The organism is Leptothoe sp. ISB3NOV94-8A (assembly GCF_043421595.1).
GTDB lineage: Bacteria > Cyanobacteriota > Cyanobacteriia > Phormidesmidales > Phormidesmidaceae > Leptothoe > Leptothoe turfae.
Genome location: NZ_JAXSQW010000001.1, coordinates 3,111,211 through 3,130,146, shown reverse-complemented (window position 1 = coordinate 3,130,146; position 18,936 = coordinate 3,111,211). Strand labels below are relative to the sequence as shown.

Here is an 18,936-nt window from a genome sequence, read left to right as displayed (position 1 = left end):
CCATCGTTAACGATCTTGACCAATATGGAGACCTTTGTGTATTATCTGCTGTTTTGCAATTCCATCAGAATAGTAGGGCAGCTCAATGTTTGGTTTGGCTGCACTGACTCTAATTGAGTATTTGCCAATTTGGAAGCAATAAACAAGCCAGCTGATAATACCGATAAATTTTGCACCATCTTCAAGCAGATACGAGATTCGACCTGATGTCAGGAGTGGGATGGGAGCGGCAGGATACACTATGGCTAATGCAAAATCTAATGTGTATGAAAGACCAAAGAAAACGAGTGCAAGAGCTATAAATATATAATCTGTTTTAAGAATAAGTTGGTGAAATCTAAGCAAGTAAAAAAGTAGTAACCCACCATAGCTTGCATAGGTGACACCTTCTGGTATGCCCAGTTTGGGCAGAACTTTTTCATGGAGTAAGAAGGCGTCATCAAAACCGAGGATTAAGGTTAGCAACGTCGAAGCCAACAAAAACTGCTTGATCTTGTGGTGATTGCCATTGTTTTCAATAACGCTAGCGCTAAAAAAACAGAGCATTGCTGCGGCAGCCCAGCAGAAGAGACCTATTTGAGAAAGAAATCCTGCATAGACAGGAATGCGACCGACAGCAATTATATCCCTGGTGAGCTGATCGATGGGAACGTCATACCAGAGATGAATAAATACTACCTTGCCTAAGAAAATAGTTGAAATAGCTGCGATTAATCCGATTGAGGGCAAATTCCCCCTAAACTGTATATAAAGAGAGCCTAGAAAGTTCTTTCTTTTTGTGATCATGGAAGAGTTGTAGATAAAAAATATTAGTAGGGTAGAGCATTTAAGTTGGGAAATTTTGGCTGGGTGGGGAATCAGGTGTCAGAAATCAGAAGTTATGCTGTAATTAACTATCATGTTTAACTTCGCTTAAATTTCCCTTAACCATTGTGGCAGCTTTTAACACTGGCTGCTACTACAGACTTATTGCAGCCTGACCATAGCAATAAAGGGCTTTTAGCATCACATTGCATATGGTGAGCATCGGATAAGTATTAAGAATAGGTTAACTATTGTTTAAGGGTCTCACCTGTAGGTAAGTATCCTATGAAAGCCATATGGGAGCTTTCTTATGTCATGGCAAAAATCATAGAAAAGCCCTTGCCCATGGAAGTGTTTTGTAACAATTTATAGTCTTATTGGACTGACAAATAATGGCAGAAATAGCTGTTTTGTAAGGAATGTAGTGATCGATAAATCAGTTTTAGACTATGAATAGATATGTATTTAAATTTTGGGCATTTTTCATCGTAGCTGAGCGATTTAGGCCATTTTTTAAGGAATATAAATCTAATTTTTAAGACGTTTCAACACTTGTTGAGGACAATTTAGCACCTGGCAACAGTTTGCAAACAAGAAAGAGTGCTAATGCCAGAATTATCGCTGGCACAATAGAATCATTACATCTGATTAATGTGTTGTAGGGCTGGTAGCTACTGTTAGGTAATCTTTTGGGCACTGCTGATAGTTCAGGATGTAGTAACCTACAGGTGCAGCTTCTCGGTAGGCGATAATGCAAGCATACTGATCAGGCGATAAAATGCTAATTGCTTCCTCATTGGAATAGTTTTTAGCGCAGCATGTGCGAAGGTTCTCTGGGCTATGGAGATCTTGATAGGCCTGTGTAAAGGTTTCTGCCCAAAGACTGGTGACGGTATTGGCTGACTCTACTCCAACTTTCCTAAAGGCATAAATTAACAAAAATGTGAAACGATGTTGTCATCAACCTTGCTGTTTACGGCGCACGCCAGTGTCATTTGCTTGAATTTCACGTTTTAGACGTTCTATTTCCTGATCGTAACGGCGAATATCAGTATCAAACCGTGAAATCGAAGCCTCTCTGGCTTTCTTTGTAGTATTTAAACGCTGCTCATATTGTTGTAGCTGACGTTTTTTGTCGGCTAGGGTAAAGCTGCCAGGGCTTGTTTGTTGGCTAAATTGCTGCATTTGCTGCTGGAGTTGCTGCGCAAATTTTTGCTGCGCTGACAATATGTCTTCGATACGTTTGATTTCCATAAAACCTCCTGGCTATGAATAAACATTAAAGTCACCGGGGTTCGGCGGGGTAACACCAGAACCAAAGTTAATAATTGATCCGCTGGCAATATTACCCATTACAGTAATCCTCTCTGGATTTGATAGATCCATGGAAGGGAAATTGGGATTATCCGCAGCCTTGACCTGATTACCCATCACCACCAAGTGTCGTCCCCAGGTCACCACGGTCGCATTGCCTTGGCGGCTAGTAATAAAGTCTGTAGGGGGCTGAGAGGTTTGCGATCGCAAATGGAAACATTGGTTCTGACTAAAACTAACCTGTTCAAAGCCCACCCGGGGCTCATTCGGATTGCGCAAAAACTCGACAAGATGGGGTAAGCCAATCCCTTGAAAAATATTATCATTGACCATGGCATTGCCGACTTGAGGAAAACGAACATCAACATTCGTTGGGGCAAACCATCCCAATAGCAACAGCGACCGATGGGTGGGGATCAGGTTCATCTGAGCTACAGCCTCTGTATCACTGTAAAACACATGGTTTTGAGTGATATCGCAAGATAACACCAGGCCAATTGCAATGCCCCAGAATGCCGCTGTCGCGGCTACTTCTCCCTGGCGTGAGATGCCTGTATTGATAATCTGAGAAGACTGTAGAGTCAGGTCTCCTAGCACTGAGATAATAAAAATACCAGCACCCACAGCGGTTGTTGCCGCAATACTGGTGGCGTTAGATGTGGGTGGTCGATAGCCACAATGATCTAAACGGTTGTTGGCTAAGTAAGCCTGTTCAATCAAATTGCTAGCCGCAATACCTGCCACCGTCATATTATCAATTTGGTTGCCAGAAATCTCCAGGGCTGTTTCTGAGACTGCACCAATACCGTAGGTGCCATCGCTAATGTGGTTGTCAAGTACGCGATTACCTACACCTTGGATGGGAGGTGTGCCCAACAGAAAAACACCAAATTCAGCACCACTAATGTGATTATTTTGAACCACGGTCCGCTGGGTATTGGCCAGCGCCACTCCCATGGGAACAGCTGCGGAGAAATTCCCCGACACTGTCATTTGATTTGCTGAAATTTCAATCCCTTCCACATTAGCTGCGCCAATACCCGTGAGAATTCCTGTGATTTTGTTCCCTTTTACAACGCTGGCATTGAGTTCCAGGACAGGCAGGGGGGCATCATCGTTCTCGGCAACTTCTCCTAAGAAAATTGATAGGGGTAGCTGGGTGTTGCCGATCTGAAGCCCTCGATCCAAATTGGAAATTATAGTGTTGTCTTCCACTCGGGTGTGGGTTCCAAAGACTCGAATCCCTCCCCAGGAAGGAGAGTCTAGATTGATGGTGTTATTTGCAATCATGCAGTGATTACCGTAGGTGATAATCCCATAGAGATAGGGATCGCTCCCTGCTAAATATTGATTGTCAAATTCTTCGATGGGTAGCTGTCGAATTGCCGGACGACGAATCTGGTTGTTAATAATATGACAGTAGTCACTGTGAACGCCCGTAACAATGCCGATAAAACTATCCTGAATTAAATTATCTGTGATTTGACAGTTGTCACCTAGTAACACATTCTCCGAGGTCAGTAGGTTTAACAAAATGCAGATGAGCCCCACCGGGTAGGTAAAGTCATCAATTTGGGCTGTGGGGCCGATAAACTGATTATTGGAAAAATTGCAGGTTGCGATCGCTTCTGCCCAGATCCCCGTGAACATCAGACGGAAGACATTATCCCGTAGGGTAATTTGTTCACTGTTGACCACAGCAAATCCCAAGGCAGGTCCCATGGGTAGGTTTGAACCAGTGTTGTCGGTATCCTGGGCTAGCTCTACCTCAAACTGACAATGGTCTACTTGCACATTGAGGCCGTTACTAATGACCGCCACGGTTAGATCCAACAAATTTGAAGGTTCAGGGTCTATACCGGCGGCTTCAAATCGAATTTGATGGACGACGACATTGACCACCTGTTGATTGCGAAGGCGCTGAATTCGCAATAGATTAAGCCCATTGTTGCGGACCACACGAGTGCCAGGACTCTCTCCTTTAAGAACAACGTTGGATCGTCTGATCCAAATCGCTTGTTGGATAGTATGGGTCCCCGTCTTGAGGCAAACACATCCTCCCTGGGGTGGGAGTGAATCTAGGGCTGCTTGAATACTTTCTCCCGGTTGTACTACAACAGTGCAGCAAGATTCTCCAGGGTCTAGTTCGGTCAGGGGACAAAAGCTATGATCGCAAATCTCCAGAACTTCCAGCTCGCCATTGCCATCGGCATTGGTTAAAAACTGAGCGATGGCCAACCGACAGTATTGGTGGTCGATGCCCAATGGCAGCTGGGGAATGGGTGTAGGCACAGGGGTATCGGTCACCGGCCATTCAATCTGGCCCGTGGCGGTACGGGCTGGAATTAGCCAATAATCACCGGTTTTATAGGTACCCTCGGAAAACAGCACTTGAATCCCGCCTTCTAAGGATGTCCAGTCTGCTGAGACTGGCAGTCCACCGGTTGCTGCTCCATCCCAGCGACGCAGCTTCGGATGGTAATCAGGATTGATGCCATTGGGAAACTCAGCGGCTAAGGGGGTAGGCGCTGAGGCCAGCACAATCACAGGACGACCGGCAGCATCATTGGTAAAGTCGTCAATCTGTAACAATTCCCCTGGTTGGCCATTCAGCTCAAGGGCATCGTCTATGATTTCGACCCACTGGCCTTTGGCAAACCCCAGCACATCGTCGGGGCCCAGATCAGCCACGGTGATTTCCTGGCCATCCATACCGTTGATGGCTGTGACCACAGAACCATTGTCCCGTGACCACTTGAAAGTGGCAGTGTCGCCATCGCCACCGGCATGAATTTCCACCCGGTATAGCTGATTTTCTAACCTCAGGTAGCCCGCACCGGGAGGAATTAGACAGGGATTGTCCGTGGCCTCGGCGGCAGCTGTGCGGGCATTTAACATGCCAGTGCTGGGGGCGATCAGATCATCCCATTCGGAGAGATCACCGTCGCAGCTGAGCTGATTGACCGGCTCGGTAATGGGCAAGACTTTAACTTGCCATAGGGTTTTTAGCCTTGTTGCGGTACTGGGTCCACCCAGCGCCACTTCACGAATCTGGGGATCGTCAATGGGCAGAATATGATGTTTCCAAACATCCAGATAAATAATGGCGTTAGTGGTACCGGCCTCAGCAAACAGGCTACTTACATCGGGAGGATTGGGTAAATCGGGTTGTTGACTGTAGGCGACATCGGTCTCATTAATGCAGAGAATACCGTTAACGTAAAAGCGGCCAGCACCGATGGTAAAGTCATTGTCGACGGCTTCAATGCCAAACCCTGGATCGTCTTTAGGAGCCCCACATGGACCAATCACATCGCGGGCTTCGGTTTCAATCCGATGTTGATGGATTTGTTGTTGTTCGACCCAGTCTGAGTCTAACAACAAGCGCCCCATCTGCAACAGCACCATATTGTAGTGCTTGGTGCTATCGAAGGTATCTCGACTAAAATCTCCCTTCATGGAGGCCTCCTGTTAAATCCATCGCTAGGTACTAGACAATCACTAGGTGATGTAAAAAATGCCGGCTTCTAGGCTGAAGCGTAGATATTCGTCCAATCGTACTCGTAAATTAGTCTCTCGTTGGGGTTGATAGAGATCATGAAATACTCCCATTTCGGCTTCGTCATCGGCTCCCCGACGAATTGCCTCTGCACAGCGCTGACTGAGTTGACCATAGGCCGGGTCGCCATAGCGTCGCGAAGTAAATTGGGGGGATAGACGGCGTTCTATCTGGGCTTGCTGATCGGGGTCTTCGATGGCAGGCAGGTTGAGTTGTGTGGCCAGGGCGGCCAGGGCTAAATTGGGCTGACATTGGTAACGACGTGGGGCTTGTGAATTGAGCGGTAGTGATGAGAATCGAACACAGCCAACCTGACGGCGCTGGACGGTAACTGTGTGGGTAAAGATGCTGTTACTGGCTTCCAGACTGCGTACCGTGGTGGTGCCTACAAGGGTACTGGTTTGGATATGGGTGGGGGTGTCAGGGGCTGCGATCGCAACCTCTCCTCCTCCATCCACCAAACTGGTTACCACCCTTAAGTCTTCAATCGTTTCAGCAATAGTGACAGGGCCTGTAATGGTGTGGTCCAGTTGGACGGTCAGCAACGAATTATTTACCTGAACAGCCAGACTACGGGGTACCGGTTCAGTGTTAGTAAAGGGAACAAGGGTACAGTGATCTAATTGAACTCGATTCACATTACCTGGCTGCACCGTAAGTGAACCTTCTATCCAAAGACCATTCAAAAACAACTCGCCGGGGCTGTCGTTGCCGTCGGGAGCAGTTCCCGCTATTGTCAGGTCACCCTGTAAATGGGGACGCAAGAATTCTGGTGCTAAGTCTCCCAGCTGGCGCTGTAGTAATGGTGAATCCGTTATGGGCACCAGGGGCCAGTCTGCTGCTACGATTAACAACTGACTCCCTTCAGGAATATTAATGGTGGGAAAGTCTTCTCCATAGGTTTGGCTGTCGATAATGGCAATAACACCAAAGCTGCCAGGGGGGCGAGCATTCCACTGGTTAATAGCCTCACTTAATGTCGGTACGACATCGGCATCGGCAGGATCAGCAGCGAGACTCACACCCCGCTGCCAGGTGACTGGACGCTCCAACAGGGGGAAAACGGAGTCTCCACGGTCGTAGGGACCCCCACCCACATCGTGACTAAAGCCATAGGTGTAGCCGACATTAACCTGTTCCGGCACTACCTCTGGTGGGAAAGAGATGCGCCCGAGCAGTGGATCCACAGCCACTTGAATTGGCAACGAGACGGGAGCCTGGTCTGGATCAGAGGGCTGATAAGATTGTGTTGTGGGTGGACGTCGCCAATCAGCCAGATTACAGATGAGAATTTCTTCAGGGGGAATGGATGTTTCTACACCATTGTCCACAACAACAACCTCAAATACCGGCTGTCGAGCCCCAGTCTGACTGGAATCACCCGTAGCAAAGTACTCAGGTTGAAACGATTGTCCATGGGCAATGGCCTGTCGCCAGGCCTCCAGCTCCTCATAGAGCACACGACGAGGCAAGGGATCTGGCACATTAATCGGGGCGGCCAGGGTAAACAAAATTTCTGGTAAAGGCGGGTTAAACAGGGGGGCATCTAGCCCCACCGGATGGAACCGGTAGCGGCCATCGGCTAGGGGGACTACGGGTCGAGCAGCACTCAGAAAGAGACTGAGGCTGTAGGGCTGTAACCGCCATAAATGTAGGCCAATATTGGGAATGTTATACCGTCCCCGTTGGGAGGCAATCCGTCGCATTTCGGCCAGGTGGGGCGTTGTTTCAAAGGGACTGCCAAGATAGGTCAATGCCTGCCAGCGACGCAAATCGGGGGTAACAAGATTGTGCTGTCGGACATGGTTCATGGACTGAGTGGTTGACAACAGCTCAAAGAACTCCACCACCCGAGCTGGCCACCCTGTTACATCTCGAGCCAATTGTTCTAACATGGCCGCCGTACCCTTACGACGGCGATAGCCGATGGTATTTGCTACCTGGTCACGATTACTGGGGAATTGAGGCAAATTCGTATAAAGGGGACGATTCCCAATCAGATCGCCAATGTAGGGCACCACCCACTCGGCACAGGTTTCAATAAACTGGTCATCATAAAGCTGTTCCAAATCCGTTTCTAGAACGGCCACTTCCCTTGCCAATACCTGAACCAACGCCTTCAGGGGTTCTCCCTGATCGATATCACGGATGCGATAAATGGCAGGCAACAGTTTGTAAAGGGTTTCTGCATCAAACGTCATGACAGTACCCCCAATTGATCGAGTGCCGCTGGGTCCAGGGTTAACAGTTCTGCCGCCAGCAAGTTAGAACCATCGTGCTGAGGTACGGCTGCCGGTAGTGGCCTTTTCAGACCGTTGATCAGCAACAAACCATAGCGTCTGAGTAAATCCAGGTCCACATGCACCACACCAGTCACACGTTGCATCACCGCCAAAACCTCACTCAGGGCCACCCCTTGCCCAAAAGCACGGGCTTCAAAGGAGAATGCCCTGCGCATAGCCTGTTTTACGGCATCCAGTACGCTATCAGCCTGAAAATCAGGATTGATTTGAATCTTGCCTGCCAGCGTAAATTTGGCCGCTCGATAAGACTGGACCTGTATTGGCACATGGGGATCGCCAGACTTCTGCAATTGTTTTAGCAGTTTAGCAATCAGCTCAGCTTCAATGGCTTCTCCGTTGGGACCGGCCACCGTGACAAATACCCCCCGATGTTGGCCCATCCAGGTCCAGGTGGCCAGGGCCTTGGCAATGCCCCCAAAGGCTCTAGAAAAGTCTTCAAAGTCCTGTAGCGACACCACCCGATCAAGGGTGAGTACGGTCAATGGCGCATTGTCGCGGGCGTTGGCCAAACTCTCGCCATTGTCCCCACCGGTAGCGGGTAAGGGATTAGTGACAGCTTTCAGTCCCAGGGGACGAGACATTAAATTGGTCAGCTGATCAGCTCTGACATTACCTGCCAGACCCAGGCCCTTACGATATCGGGCATCGATATTGTTAATGCCAGTAGGCAATCGCTCACCGGTGTGCCCATCCCCAAATTTCACCAGGGTGTTACCCGCTTCAGTGAGGCGAGTGATAAAGCTGCGATCTTGAGGTGTTTGGCCATAGAGCATGGGCGCTTCATGCCAGCGGATATCATTTACACGAATCTCTAAGGTGGAGAGGGCACCACTGGGGGTGGCATCACTGCTGACATGGGTGAGTGGCGACTGTCGCAGGGTAAATGTTTGATACACCTGGCTGGCATCGCCATTGCTTAAAATCTCTTGAACAGTCTCACCATGGGTGGCCGGGGCCACATTGGCGTTGATGGTGACAGTATCTCGCCGGTAAGGATAGGTAAGACCTTTTTGTAAGATAATTTGGGTGTAGCCGCTTTGAATGGTAATTGTTTTTAGGGTAAGAACCTCACTTTGGGTCACTCCAGGAAGATCGGCTCGTTCCCCGTTGAGAATAAGAGGCTGCCCTGGTTGCAATCCCAGGTAAAAGCTGTCCAGTGTAATGGTGTCTCCTTGCACTGCTTCTGTTATTGGTAAATTTGCCAATGACAGAGCTTCGCTTTGGGCATAGACCAGGGTCCGTCGGATAATGTGAAAACTATTGGAATTGGCCTTCCACCAGTCGGTATCCAAAATCAGGCGAGTGGTTTTACCGCTGAGATTATACTCACTGCGGGTCAGGGTACTCACCTGGTTGATTGTGGTAATAACAGGGTTAGAGCTGGGGGCTTTGCGAATGGCCACATAGCCACCCTGGGTAATGCCTTCATAGGCATTATCTAAAAATAACCAGTTGCCAGATTCCCCCGCAGGCTGCCATTCTATCTGCTTAAGCGTGCCATTTTCGATAACAGGTGTGGAATAATCACCACTATCGTCATATTCAATTCGTTTGGCTGCATTATGGCCAAACACGGGCGCACTCAGGCGAAAAACGTAAATCTCTGCCGGTTGAGGGGGGGCAGTTTGTTGAGTAACGATTGTTTCTGTGAGACTGTCTACAGACCATCCCTGGTTTTCTATCAGGGCTAACAGATCTTCCTGGGACCAGCTTTTGCCAATAATGCGACTATCGATTTGGGCCTGGGTGAGGGGAACTTGCTGGTTAGGTTCCACACCTGGGGGAAAGGTGGGATTATTAAATCCAGGCAATGCCGGTGGTGCACCCGAGATCAGATCCAGACGAGTGGTATTGGCTGCCTGGTCGAGGGTTACGCGAAAAACAGTTTTGAAACTGCGGCTTGGGCCTTTGACAATCAGGAGTTTGTCTCCTTTTTGGAGACTGTTGGTAATTCCCTGTACGGTAACGCTCTGATTAACAGAACTGCTGGTTTGCGGCTGTGTCAATCGGGGTCGCAGGCTGTTCCAGGCAATTCTGGCTTCGATGGGGGTTGAGGTTTCGAATAGCTGGGGTAGCTCATCTTTGCCGGGAATACTCTGCACCTTTGTACCAGCGTCCAGGGTAATTTGGGTAGGAGAACCGGGTGCAGTATCCAGGGTAAAGGCCAGCTGGGTGCTGGCAGCGACACCCGGTTGTAACTGGTAGCCAATTAGGCGAGCCAAGTGTCGAATCGATAGGCGTTCGGTGGCGGTATGCAAATAAGATTCTTGAGCAATACGCTCCTGGTAGAAGGTGAGCACATCAGCAACAGTGGCCCAGGCGTCAAGGAGTGCGATCGCAAAGTCATCATCATCTCGGGTTGTCAGCGCCTTTAGGGCTGACAGCTCCGCACTAGATAGCTGGGCCAACATGCTCTGCTTAAACTGGCCATGGACACCAGCGCGGTAGGTGATAGTTTTCAGCCCGGCTCGATTAAACACCTCTACTGGCGTATATAAGCCAATGCCATCACAACAGCCACAGTCATTTAACGCCAGCAGTTCCCGAGCCAAAAATGAGTTCATTTCCCTGCCTCCATCTGCAAGCGTAATACTCCCTGCTCCTGGAAATCAGGATCATTGTTGAGACGGGCAATTTCCAGACGATCCATCTCTAACACCCCAGTGACAAGGCCCTCTTTACTGGGGATACCCTGCCGCTGAAAGAGTTTAATGTGGGCTGACGCCACCCCGGTAACAGCCTGTACAGCAGCATAAATGGGACTGAGATACACCGACTGCCCAAAGGTAAAATTGTCGGGATGAAAGAGACCTAACCGACCATCCGGCAGTCTACGATTGCTCAATACCTGTAGTACCGCTGCCTTAACATCGCTGCGAAAATAATTGGGATGCACACACACCAACATCTCAATTTCCAAAGAGACAAATCGCGGCCCATCCACCTCCAGGTCATAGCCCGCCATCCGAAATCGTTCCAAATGCTCTCGTAGCTCTGTTTCAAACTCAGCATCAACTAATCTCCCCCCCAGACGATCCACGGTAACAAACACGGTGCGCCAGCTCCCTGTCCAGCGAAATGTGGCCACAGCTTTTTGCACTTCTGGGTGCCGTTCAGCAGCAGCAGCGTAGTCCGCCAGGGTCACGGCTCGTTCCTGCACCCTAAAGGCATAGGGCGCAGCCTGACGCACCTGTTCAAGGCTTTCTGGGGCTTGCCCCCCTCGGGCAGGCAACGGATTACGAATCTGTTGAATTGTGCCTAGCTCGCTCACTGCATGGGCTAAGGTATCGGCTCCGATATTACCCGCGAGACCATTGCCAATGCGATAGGTGGCACTAAATCGTGTCCCTGGACTGGGGTGTAGCCCATAGCGATCGTCTCCAAAGCGGATCTTGGCACTACCGTCATTCTCAGTTTCGACCACAAAGTTCAAATCTTGACGCCCACTACTCAGTAAATCTCTGACGGGTCGCCATGTCGCTGGCTGACTGCTGAGTTCACTCTGCAACGTAATGGCCGGTAAGGCCGTTCCCAATTGTCGTTGGAAGGCCACCTGGGCAGATGATGGGGGAGATGTGTAGGCGGTGACCTGGGTCAGGGGGCCTGTTGCCAGACCCGGTCGAAACTTAGGAATAACCGGATTGGGAACCGTTGGCTGACAGCGATCGCCTGCTGCCACGGGCACTTTAAACAGCGTTGGCGACGGTACGGTACCCAGAAATTCTTGAGCAATAGTGGCCCCGTGATCGGCGAGAACAATATTACCCAAAGCCACTGTAACGTTCGCTAAAAACTGTTCCCCCTGGACGGCATCTGCCTGGGCAGACAGACATAGGGCAAAGGGTAGCGCATCGGCATCATCCCAGGTGATTTGGGTGACATTTACCGGCTCATTGTTGGGGGGCTCAGCAAACTGTCCACCGATGGGATCTGCCATTAAGGTGACCTGGGTTAACCGTACGGCCCAACGGTGGCTGGGGTCGGCATCTTCGGGGTGTCCCGTGCGGGGTCCCAATATCTCTTCAAAAATTAAAATGTCGCCCGCATTCAGATTAGGATAATGATCGCTAAGGGTGGCCTGGGTGCTCCCCTTGGGCAAACAACAGTCTTGATCTCCCCAGGTGTAAAACTCTAATTGATTGTGGGTGGGAAATAGGACGGCCTCCGTCATGGTTTCAAAAATGACAGGCCGTTGCCCGAGGGCTATTTCGTATTGGGAGGAATCCGGTGGAATCAGCCTGGGTTGTCCCGGCACCTGGGTGAGTACCTGGGTGCCCTGGGGTAGGTTAATGCTGTTGTTGCCGCTGGCCTGTACCTGCACCCAGGTGCGGGCATTACAGCCATCGTGCATGAAATAATCTACAAGGCGGGCATGGCGACGCACAGAGGGGCGTTTGCGGGCTGTGTCGAGATAGGCTTCGGTTGCGATCGCATCCTGTTCATAGCTAAGATAATCCCCCACATAGGCCATTAGCTCCACCAGGGCGATGCCGATATCCGCCGGATTCCGCTCAAATCCCTGGGGCATCAGCACCGCCAGCCGATCCAACATTAACCGCCGAAAGCTAGCATAATCCTTGGCCAGGTAATTAATGGCTGGTGTGGGCGTTGGTTCTGGAGAACAAATTCGTTCTGTTTCGCAATCAAAATCGCTAGGGCAATCAACCTTAAACGAAAAATTAATCGCCGACAAAATCGGATCTAGCCAGTTGGGCGGTCCGTTACCCTCAACAATTTTGAGGGTATAAGTGGAATAATCTCCCCATTGATTAACCCGCAGTCGAATTTCTACAGAGTCATTAGCGGTAACAATCTCCGTTACCTGAATATCTCGAATTCGCTCGCCGCCCTCAATCTGAATATTGTCAGCATCGAGACCATTGGCCCCCAGCGGCTTTAACAGAAAAACCAATAAAATTAGCTGCCGATCACTGTTGTTGGGTGCATCATTATCAAGCACCTCCAAATAATCAATGCCATTGAGACCACTGGCAAGAACAGCAGCGCGACGGCGATGATCACAACAGAAATACCGCAGCATGTCACACCTCCCGCGTAAACTGTGCAACCTGCTGTTGTTGGGTACGGCGTACCAAATAACGCACGGTGACACGCAGGGTAGACGCTTCGTTTTCCACCATCACCTCATCCACCTGGATTAAATCCCCCAACCACCGTTGTAAGCTCCCCCTCACCGTGGCCTGGGTTGCCGCCGACAAAATGTCACTGTTTGGGGCAAACACAAGTTGTAATAACCCACTCCCAAAGTCCGGTCGATTTACCCGTTCCCCAGGCGCTGTAAACAACACCTGCTCGATTAGATCACGAATGTGACCTGACCCATCGGTCAGAGCTGTGCGCCCTCGACTCCGATCAATGTGGAAGGGAAAATCTGTCACCATCAGATCGCACTTACCCTCCCCTGGGTGGCCGCAATGATCAACGGAGTGCCTGTTGGGGTACAAATTGCCTGACTATCCAACAACAACACAGGAATACCCATGGACGTCACCCGAGTTGAACTGGTTACCCACTGGGCCGTCACACAGGGACCATTAGCCGCTGGCGGCGGCGGCAGCGTACATCCCGCAATTCCATAGACCGTCGGCTGAGTCACAATCGGCTGACCACTCACCGTCACCCGAGGGTTTACCGATGTGGGTTGAGCTTGTCCAGCATGGCTGCACAACACCGTTGCTCCTTGATGCAGAATAAATCCTGGCATTGTTCTTTGATTCCTCCCTATACACTCCCTTCTGTACTGCTAAGTCACCTTTAAAGCCCCCGCATTAATATCCGTAATGCCTGTAATATTCACCGTCGTCGCCTTGAGCGTGATGGTAGGTGCTGTAATCGTCACGCCACTAGCATCAACGGTAATAAAAGAAGCCGGTCCGCTATTGACCATCACCCCCGGTGCCGTCATCGGAGGAACTGGAGCATCGCTAATCACCACAGCTCCCTGGGTGACACTTTGCATCACCGCTACTGGAGTTCCAGGCGTCGTTTGTCCCGCCGCCGTGGTTGGCACCTCCGGTGTAGACCCCCACCAGCAGCCCACCCAAATCGGATAGTCCGGATCACCCTGTTCAAACTCTATCCATACCCCAGCCCCAATTGGCGGAATAAAATACATCCCCATTTGCGGTCCAGCCCAAGGGAAACAGGGTAAGGCCCAGGTGGTAGATGGCAACAACGAAAAATCCGTTATTGATACTTGAAGACGTCCCCGTCGTTCAGGGTCAACGTTATTGACCACCGTGCCGCGATATTTACCATAAAACTTCTGTCCATTCATTATGCAGGCACCTGGGAAACAGTGGATACTAAACCATTGCGAGAGAGTTCAAAACTTTGCTTGTGGGCATCACGGGTGATGGTGTGGGTAACATTATTAACGTAATACAATCCATCAAAGGCCACACCTGCCCCCCGCACCCCCACCAATTCTCTTGCTTTTAGCAAGCGGCCATAGCGCAACACATCCAGACTGCCCGAGCCAGTTACCGCTTCGGCAGAACGAGCTGCCTTGGCAAGACCCATCATGGTAGCTCGTACAGGCGAATATTTAGCTGAGTCAGAAATCACCTCAAACTGTTGAGGGATAGGCGACACGGCCCCCAGGAGAGGATTTAATGGTGTAATATCAGGAATAGGGATGGGAATCGGAACTTTTGTTGTGGGATTTTGAACTGTCACAATTGGCAACACCTTTGCACTATCATCAAATCGAAAGCTGAGAGATTCCACATTGGTGTAAGCGTCCATATCTACATTCAATGCCGGTTGAGGCTGACCCACTTTTATTTCAGGTCCCCAATAGGCACAGCTAGTCAGGGGAGCTGGTCCTGGCTCAAGGTAAAACACATAGCCCACCTCATCGGCAAGCTGTTGAATATAGTCCAGATCGGTACCTTTTTGTTGGGGCACCCGGTCGGTTGGTAGCGGCACATCTAACAAAACACTGGGTAGTGCTTTAGGAATAATCCCCAAAGCAGCATATTTGGCCAGGATAGTCAGCACTCGAGTAAACGGCGGCATTGCTGGAAAAGGAGTACCCGGCGGATTACTAAACCGGGGGTAGTTCATCACTTCAGTGAGATCGCTGCCCATAATCGTCAATGTGGCTGGCTGGCTGCCAACGCCAGGTGCAATTGAATGCTCCTTAACTACCCCATCAATCAGTACCTGAGGTGTGCCATTGACTGTGACGACAATAACCACTCTTAACAATGGAATCGTTGCTCCTCCAGAGAGCAAGAAAAGGGTTTGCAAGGGGGAATTGTTGCTAATTTCAAAACTCAATTGAAATCCACTGGCGGAGCGTGCCGAAATGCTGATTGAGACTTCTGTTAAGGCATCCAAAACAGTTTGTGGGACTGGTACTGGTACAGCCGGTCCCACCATGAGGGTAAGCAGGTGCTGACTACCCCTAATCATTAGCTGCCCCTGGAATACCTTCAGGCAGAGTAATCCGCAGCTTTTGCCCCGTGGTTGCGGTCAGGTCATTGGGACGGATGGCACCGTTGGCATCACATATTCGCCAAAACTGTTCCGGGTCACCTAGATACTGGGCAGTGAGATTATCCAGTCGCTCTCCGTCCCTGACGGTATGTTCTTGCAATAGGGCAAATCGTTCTGGTGGCGGAACAAATCGACGACACAAATACGCTACAGACTGGCCTGTCTCACCCTCAAGCGTCTTGGTTTCAATAGTATGGTATCGACTGGTGGGAGGAAATATGTCATTCATTAGGGCAAGCCTCCTATGCCAGAACTATTGAAACTGCCACGGGGTATTTTGGTTGCAAACTGTTCTTTTTGTTCTAGATAGCTCATAAATAGTCCCCCACCATAGCTTTCAACGGGAATATCAAAAATGCTGAGTACCCGCATACCCAGACTGACTTTGGCCCGTACCGGATTTAAGAAAGAATCAAAGGCTTCTTCGGTAACGCTAAACTCTGTGAGGTTGACGGGCAATATACGCTGTTTTCCCCAAATAAATAACAGTAACGGGGCCTGCATTGGGGTAATTTCTAACGTTCCTGCCTGGGCCAAACGATGATTAGCCTGAAGTTGACTGGTGCTGGGGTAAATCAATGTTTCCAGCGCCGCTAACTGCGGATAAAGGCCAAATTCAACCGCATCCGGGTTCTGCTGCGGAAATTCACGCTGGTCCGCCGTATCAAATTCAACTTCCAAGTTAATGGTTTCGGCAGCAGGGCCTTTTAATCGCAGTGCTTCTGCCCGATTACTATCCCCCGACTCCACCCGCAGCACTTGCAAAGAACGACTGAAGGTTTCGGGATTAAATTGAAAATTGATCAGCCTTAGCAGTTGACCATTATCTGCATCAACCTGGGCAAGCCCGCCCTTTTTTAAGAGAGGTGAGATTGGAGTAGTCATTAAACGATTGTCTTAAGGGGCCAAGAACTTGCTCAAATGACTCTGAAAATGTAACCCTGGGAGCTGATGATCCTAGTTATAGGTGTAAACCTAAAATGCCATACAACTGTGTGATTTAACTTTACTCAGAAGCTACCGAATCTGCTTTAGAACAACAAACAGTGCTACAAATTTGACTAAAAATGAAACTTATTGAACAAATTCGTAACTTACGTTAATCAAGCAGAACAAATCATTGTTGCTGGTGTCGATTTCCCCTTTCTCGAAGAGTTTTACAGAGAACTCAAATCATCAAAATCCAAACTGATAGGCTGCTTTCGTCTCTTTTGTGTTAAGGCTCCTGGCTTAACCTGACGGAGCTTTAAAGCCTCAAATCCGTCTTTTTGACTGTTTTGGCAGGTTCTAGTGGTGCTCGAACTAGTTTCAGTGCCTGTCCCTTCAACATAAACTTTATTACGGCTTACAATTTTTAGCTTTTTCGGATTTTTGTTGTTGATGTGGGGGCAGTAACTAATGGTATCGTCACTCCTGTAAACCACAGTACAGAGTTGTTTGGCTATACCAGCTGGCAGAACTGAGAGAGTTGCCGTATTACAGGCATAGAGATTAATGACAGCCCCAGGTGCAAAATATGGCTTCAAATCCATGCCAGCGGCACCATCAACGCTCAGCGCATAGCCATTTACGAGACCTGTCTCATTAAAGTTAACCCTGGCTGTACTAATTGGCCTCTCATCTTCATCGCCATATTCGTCAATAATTTCTTCCCCAGGGGGAAAGATTTTGCCGCTGAGTGCCAGATAAGAGTCATTGCCATGACCGACGAGGTTGAGTTCAGATACGCCTTTTTTACCCTGGGCCTTAATCTTATCTGCCAACGCTTTAACGCTACCAATCACCTCTCCTTTCCCACCGGCTGCTGCTCGAAAATCCTCAGTCGATGGGCTCCATGTATGATCACCCACCATGGCTTTCGCTTCTCGATGTTGGTTGTTCCAGACAGCGGGTTTTTTGAAATCTCCTAAAACCCAGAGAGTCTTGCCCTGGCTGGCTGGTGGCATTTTGAAGTCAGGGCAGATGGTCTCCTCTGTTTCCTCTGCATCTTCTTGTGGTGTGGCAGTGTCTGTGGGTGCGCTGACATTGCCGAGCCTGCTGCAGACACCGTAGGCTTTGCCCTTATCCGTTGCGAGATCAAACGCTTGTAGTTTCTGGATTAATGCGTTGTCGGTGAGGCTAAAGTCTGAGTCGCCACAGAGAGATAGCAGGCAAATGCGGCGGGCACGTCTGGCTCGTAAACGGCGTAAGGGGCCCACTTTGAGGTTTTTATTTTCAACCTTGCGCAGCCATCCTGTCAGAATGGAGTGGATCAGGGGACGGCGGGCACGATTTAACTCCGTTTCTTCCTCTTCGCTTTGGGTACAAGTTGGCCTGGCGTTCGTATTGTCTGGGGCACGCTGTAACGTGTTGTGGGATGATGCCCCCTTGCCTTGCTGTAGGGTGTGAACTAACTCGTGCGCAATCAGGCTTTGTCCACCTGATGTGTGAGGGTTAAAGGCTCCTTGCGCAAAGGCGATGTGGTTGCCCACAGTAAAGGCGCGAGCATTAAGGCTGTGGGCGAGTTGGGGAGCTTGCCCCGTCGTGTGTATATGGACGCCTGAAAAGTCCTGGCCGAAGCGAGGTTCCATGAATGTTCGGACATTAGAAGGTAAGGGTTGTCCAATACTTTGCTGTATAGCCTGAGCCCCAGATTGAATGGCAGGTGTAGCATTGATTGATGGGTTAGAAGAACGTTTGGTCTGTAGGGTTGCGTCTTCCTCTTCCTCTTCCTCCGAATCAACCTGTCTTTGAATCAGAGGGGAAATTTGACCAGCGATGGGTGTTGCTTGCAGTGTTGCTTCTTTCTCCTCCTCAGGGCCTATTTGCCGCGGCAAACTAGGTCCTGGCATCTGTATAACCTGATCAGCAATGCGATCGGCTTCCTGTTCATATTTATCGTTGGGCTGTCCTATTTTCAGTCTGGACTGAGTTTTAGGACTGAGTGATGGCAACGCCTCATGCAAAATAGGTGACATTTTAGAGAACGCTGGGGGCCATACAGAGGGACGTTGTCGATGCTGCTGACTCTGAAATTGGCTCTCCTTCTCGGACACTCCCACTGACTGATCACAGCCACAATTCCGTTGCAGAAATCCTGGCGGCATAGGTGTGAAAGATGGTTGTTGTAAGGATTGAGCTTGAACAAGCGATCGCATGGGCTAGTCCTCCAGGCTATCTGTAGCCATCCCCTAACCTCCCCAATTAAATCAGGTTAGGTAGAGCGATCGCGTCATTCGTGACAAACCTTTGCCTATCCCGCCCAGTTGTGGATGGGCAGGAAGATGATTTCCCTAGAAAGGGATATCCTTGAATTAAGGCTAGTGGGCAATGCCTAACCCTAGTTCCATCTAACCCTAGTTCCATCTAAGTTTGTTTGGATAAAATAAGGGTGTAGAGTTTGGAGGTCAAAGACGATGGCCAAACGCAAGCAACGAAGGATAGCTGGGGATA

The 18,936-nt window shown here is 49.7% G+C and carries 13 protein-coding genes; all 13 read right to left on the bottom strand.

What is annotated here, in order from left to right; genetic code table 11:
* Positions 1–6: 6 nt before the first annotated feature.
* Positions 7–786 (bottom strand): DUF8692 domain-containing protein, encoded by a 780-nt coding sequence (locus SPB21_RS13410; RefSeq protein WP_499866822.1) that lies wholly within the window; start codon positions 784–786, stop codon positions 7–9.
* Positions 787–1,764: 978 nt separating this feature from the next.
* On the bottom strand, positions 1,765–2,058 hold the full coding sequence (locus SPB21_RS13405) for a hypothetical protein (protein ID WP_163668103.1): 294 nt from the start codon (positions 2,056–2,058) through the stop codon (positions 1,765–1,767).
* A 12-nt stretch (positions 2,059–2,070) separates the two neighbouring features.
* A complete protein-coding gene (locus SPB21_RS13400) occupies positions 2,071–5,577 on the bottom strand; it encodes a DUF6519 domain-containing protein (RefSeq protein WP_499866821.1) in 3,507 nt (1,168 codons plus the stop codon).
* Between the two features lie 42 nt (positions 5,578–5,619).
* Positions 5,620–7,878, bottom strand: coding sequence for a hypothetical protein (locus SPB21_RS13395; protein ID WP_499866819.1), 2,259 nt, complete (start codon positions 7,876–7,878; stop codon positions 5,620–5,622).
* Positions 7,875–10,544, bottom strand: a complete 2,670-nt coding sequence (locus SPB21_RS13390) for a putative baseplate assembly protein (protein WP_499866818.1) — start codon at positions 10,542–10,544, stop codon at positions 7,875–7,877. Before SPB21_RS13390 ends, SPB21_RS13395 begins: the two co-directional genes overlap by 4 nt.
* Positions 10,541–13,021, bottom strand: coding sequence for a putative baseplate assembly protein (locus SPB21_RS13385; RefSeq protein ID WP_499866817.1), 2,481 nt, complete (start codon positions 13,019–13,021; stop codon positions 10,541–10,543). Before SPB21_RS13385 ends, SPB21_RS13390 begins: the two co-directional genes overlap by 4 nt.
* A 1-nt stretch (position 13,022) precedes the next feature.
* The gene (locus SPB21_RS13380) at positions 13,023–13,382 is read right to left on the bottom strand and encodes a GPW/gp25 family protein (protein WP_499866816.1); all 360 of its coding nucleotides are present in this window, start codon (positions 13,380–13,382) and stop codon (positions 13,023–13,025) included.
* Positions 13,382–13,705 carry a hypothetical protein gene (locus SPB21_RS13375; protein WP_499866815.1) on the bottom strand — a complete coding sequence of 108 codons (324 nt, stop codon included), beginning with the start codon at positions 13,703–13,705 and terminating at the stop codon, positions 13,382–13,384. The genes SPB21_RS13380 and SPB21_RS13375 overlap by 1 nt, the downstream gene beginning before the upstream one ends.
* Positions 13,706–13,744: 39 nt before the next feature.
* Positions 13,745–14,278 (bottom strand): phage baseplate assembly protein V, encoded by a 534-nt coding sequence (locus SPB21_RS13370; protein ID WP_163668115.1) that lies wholly within the window; start codon positions 14,276–14,278, stop codon positions 13,745–13,747.
* A complete protein-coding gene (locus SPB21_RS13365) occupies positions 14,278–15,420 on the bottom strand; it encodes a hypothetical protein (RefSeq protein ID WP_499866814.1) in 1,143 nt (380 codons plus the stop codon). The genes SPB21_RS13370 and SPB21_RS13365 overlap by 1 nt, the downstream gene beginning before the upstream one ends.
* The gene (locus SPB21_RS13360) at positions 15,413–15,733 is read right to left on the bottom strand and encodes a LysM peptidoglycan-binding domain-containing protein (RefSeq protein ID WP_163668119.1); all 321 of its coding nucleotides are present in this window, start codon (positions 15,731–15,733) and stop codon (positions 15,413–15,415) included. Before SPB21_RS13360 ends, SPB21_RS13365 begins: the two co-directional genes overlap by 8 nt.
* Complete coding sequence (locus tag SPB21_RS13355) at positions 15,733–16,389, bottom strand: CIS tube protein (protein WP_499062339.1); 657 nt, start codon at positions 16,387–16,389, stop codon at positions 15,733–15,735. Before SPB21_RS13355 ends, SPB21_RS13360 begins: the two co-directional genes overlap by 1 nt.
* 272 nt (positions 16,390–16,661) lie before the next feature.
* Positions 16,662–18,641 (bottom strand): eCIS core domain-containing protein, encoded by a 1,980-nt coding sequence (locus tag SPB21_RS13350; RefSeq protein ID WP_499866811.1) that lies wholly within the window; start codon positions 18,639–18,641, stop codon positions 16,662–16,664.
* Positions 18,642–18,936: the final 295 nt, after the last annotated feature.

Excerpts from the sequence above, each read along its gene's own strand:
- SPB21_RS13385 (WP_499866817.1), bottom strand. The coding sequence starts at position 13,021 with ATGCTGCGGTATTTCTGTTGTGATCATCGCCGTCGCGCTGCTGTTCTT.
- SPB21_RS13355 (WP_499062339.1), bottom strand. The coding sequence starts at position 16,389 with ATGACTACTCCAATCTCACCTCTCTTAAAAAAGGGCGGGCTTGCCCAG.
- SPB21_RS13365 (WP_499866814.1), bottom strand. The coding sequence starts at position 15,420 with ATGATTAGGGGTAGTCAGCACCTGCTTACCCTCATGGTGGGACCGGCT.
- SPB21_RS13410 (WP_499866822.1), bottom strand. The coding sequence starts at position 786 with ATGATCACAAAAAGAAAGAACTTTCTAGGCTCTCTTTATATACAGTTT.
- SPB21_RS13405 (WP_163668103.1), bottom strand. The coding sequence starts at position 2,058 with ATGGAAATCAAACGTATCGAAGACATATTGTCAGCGCAGCAAAAATTT.
- SPB21_RS13350 (WP_499866811.1), bottom strand. The coding sequence starts at position 18,641 with ATGCGATCGCTTGTTCAAGCTCAATCCTTACAACAACCATCTTTCACA.
- SPB21_RS13360 (WP_163668119.1), bottom strand. The coding sequence starts at position 15,733 with ATGAATGACATATTTCCTCCCACCAGTCGATACCATACTATTGAAACC.
- SPB21_RS13370 (WP_163668115.1), bottom strand. The coding sequence starts at position 14,278 with ATGAATGGACAGAAGTTTTATGGTAAATATCGCGGCACGGTGGTCAAT.
- SPB21_RS13380 (WP_499866816.1), bottom strand. The coding sequence starts at position 13,382 with ATGGTGACAGATTTTCCCTTCCACATTGATCGGAGTCGAGGGCGCACA.
- SPB21_RS13375 (WP_499866815.1), bottom strand. The coding sequence starts at position 13,705 with ATGCCAGGATTTATTCTGCATCAAGGAGCAACGGTGTTGTGCAGCCAT.
- SPB21_RS13390 (WP_499866818.1), bottom strand. The coding sequence starts at position 10,544 with ATGAACTCATTTTTGGCTCGGGAACTGCTGGCGTTAAATGACTGTGGC.
- SPB21_RS13400 (WP_499866821.1), bottom strand. The coding sequence starts at position 5,577 with ATGAAGGGAGATTTTAGTCGAGATACCTTCGATAGCACCAAGCACTAC.
- SPB21_RS13395 (WP_499866819.1), bottom strand. The coding sequence starts at position 7,878 with ATGACGTTTGATGCAGAAACCCTTTACAAACTGTTGCCTGCCATTTAT.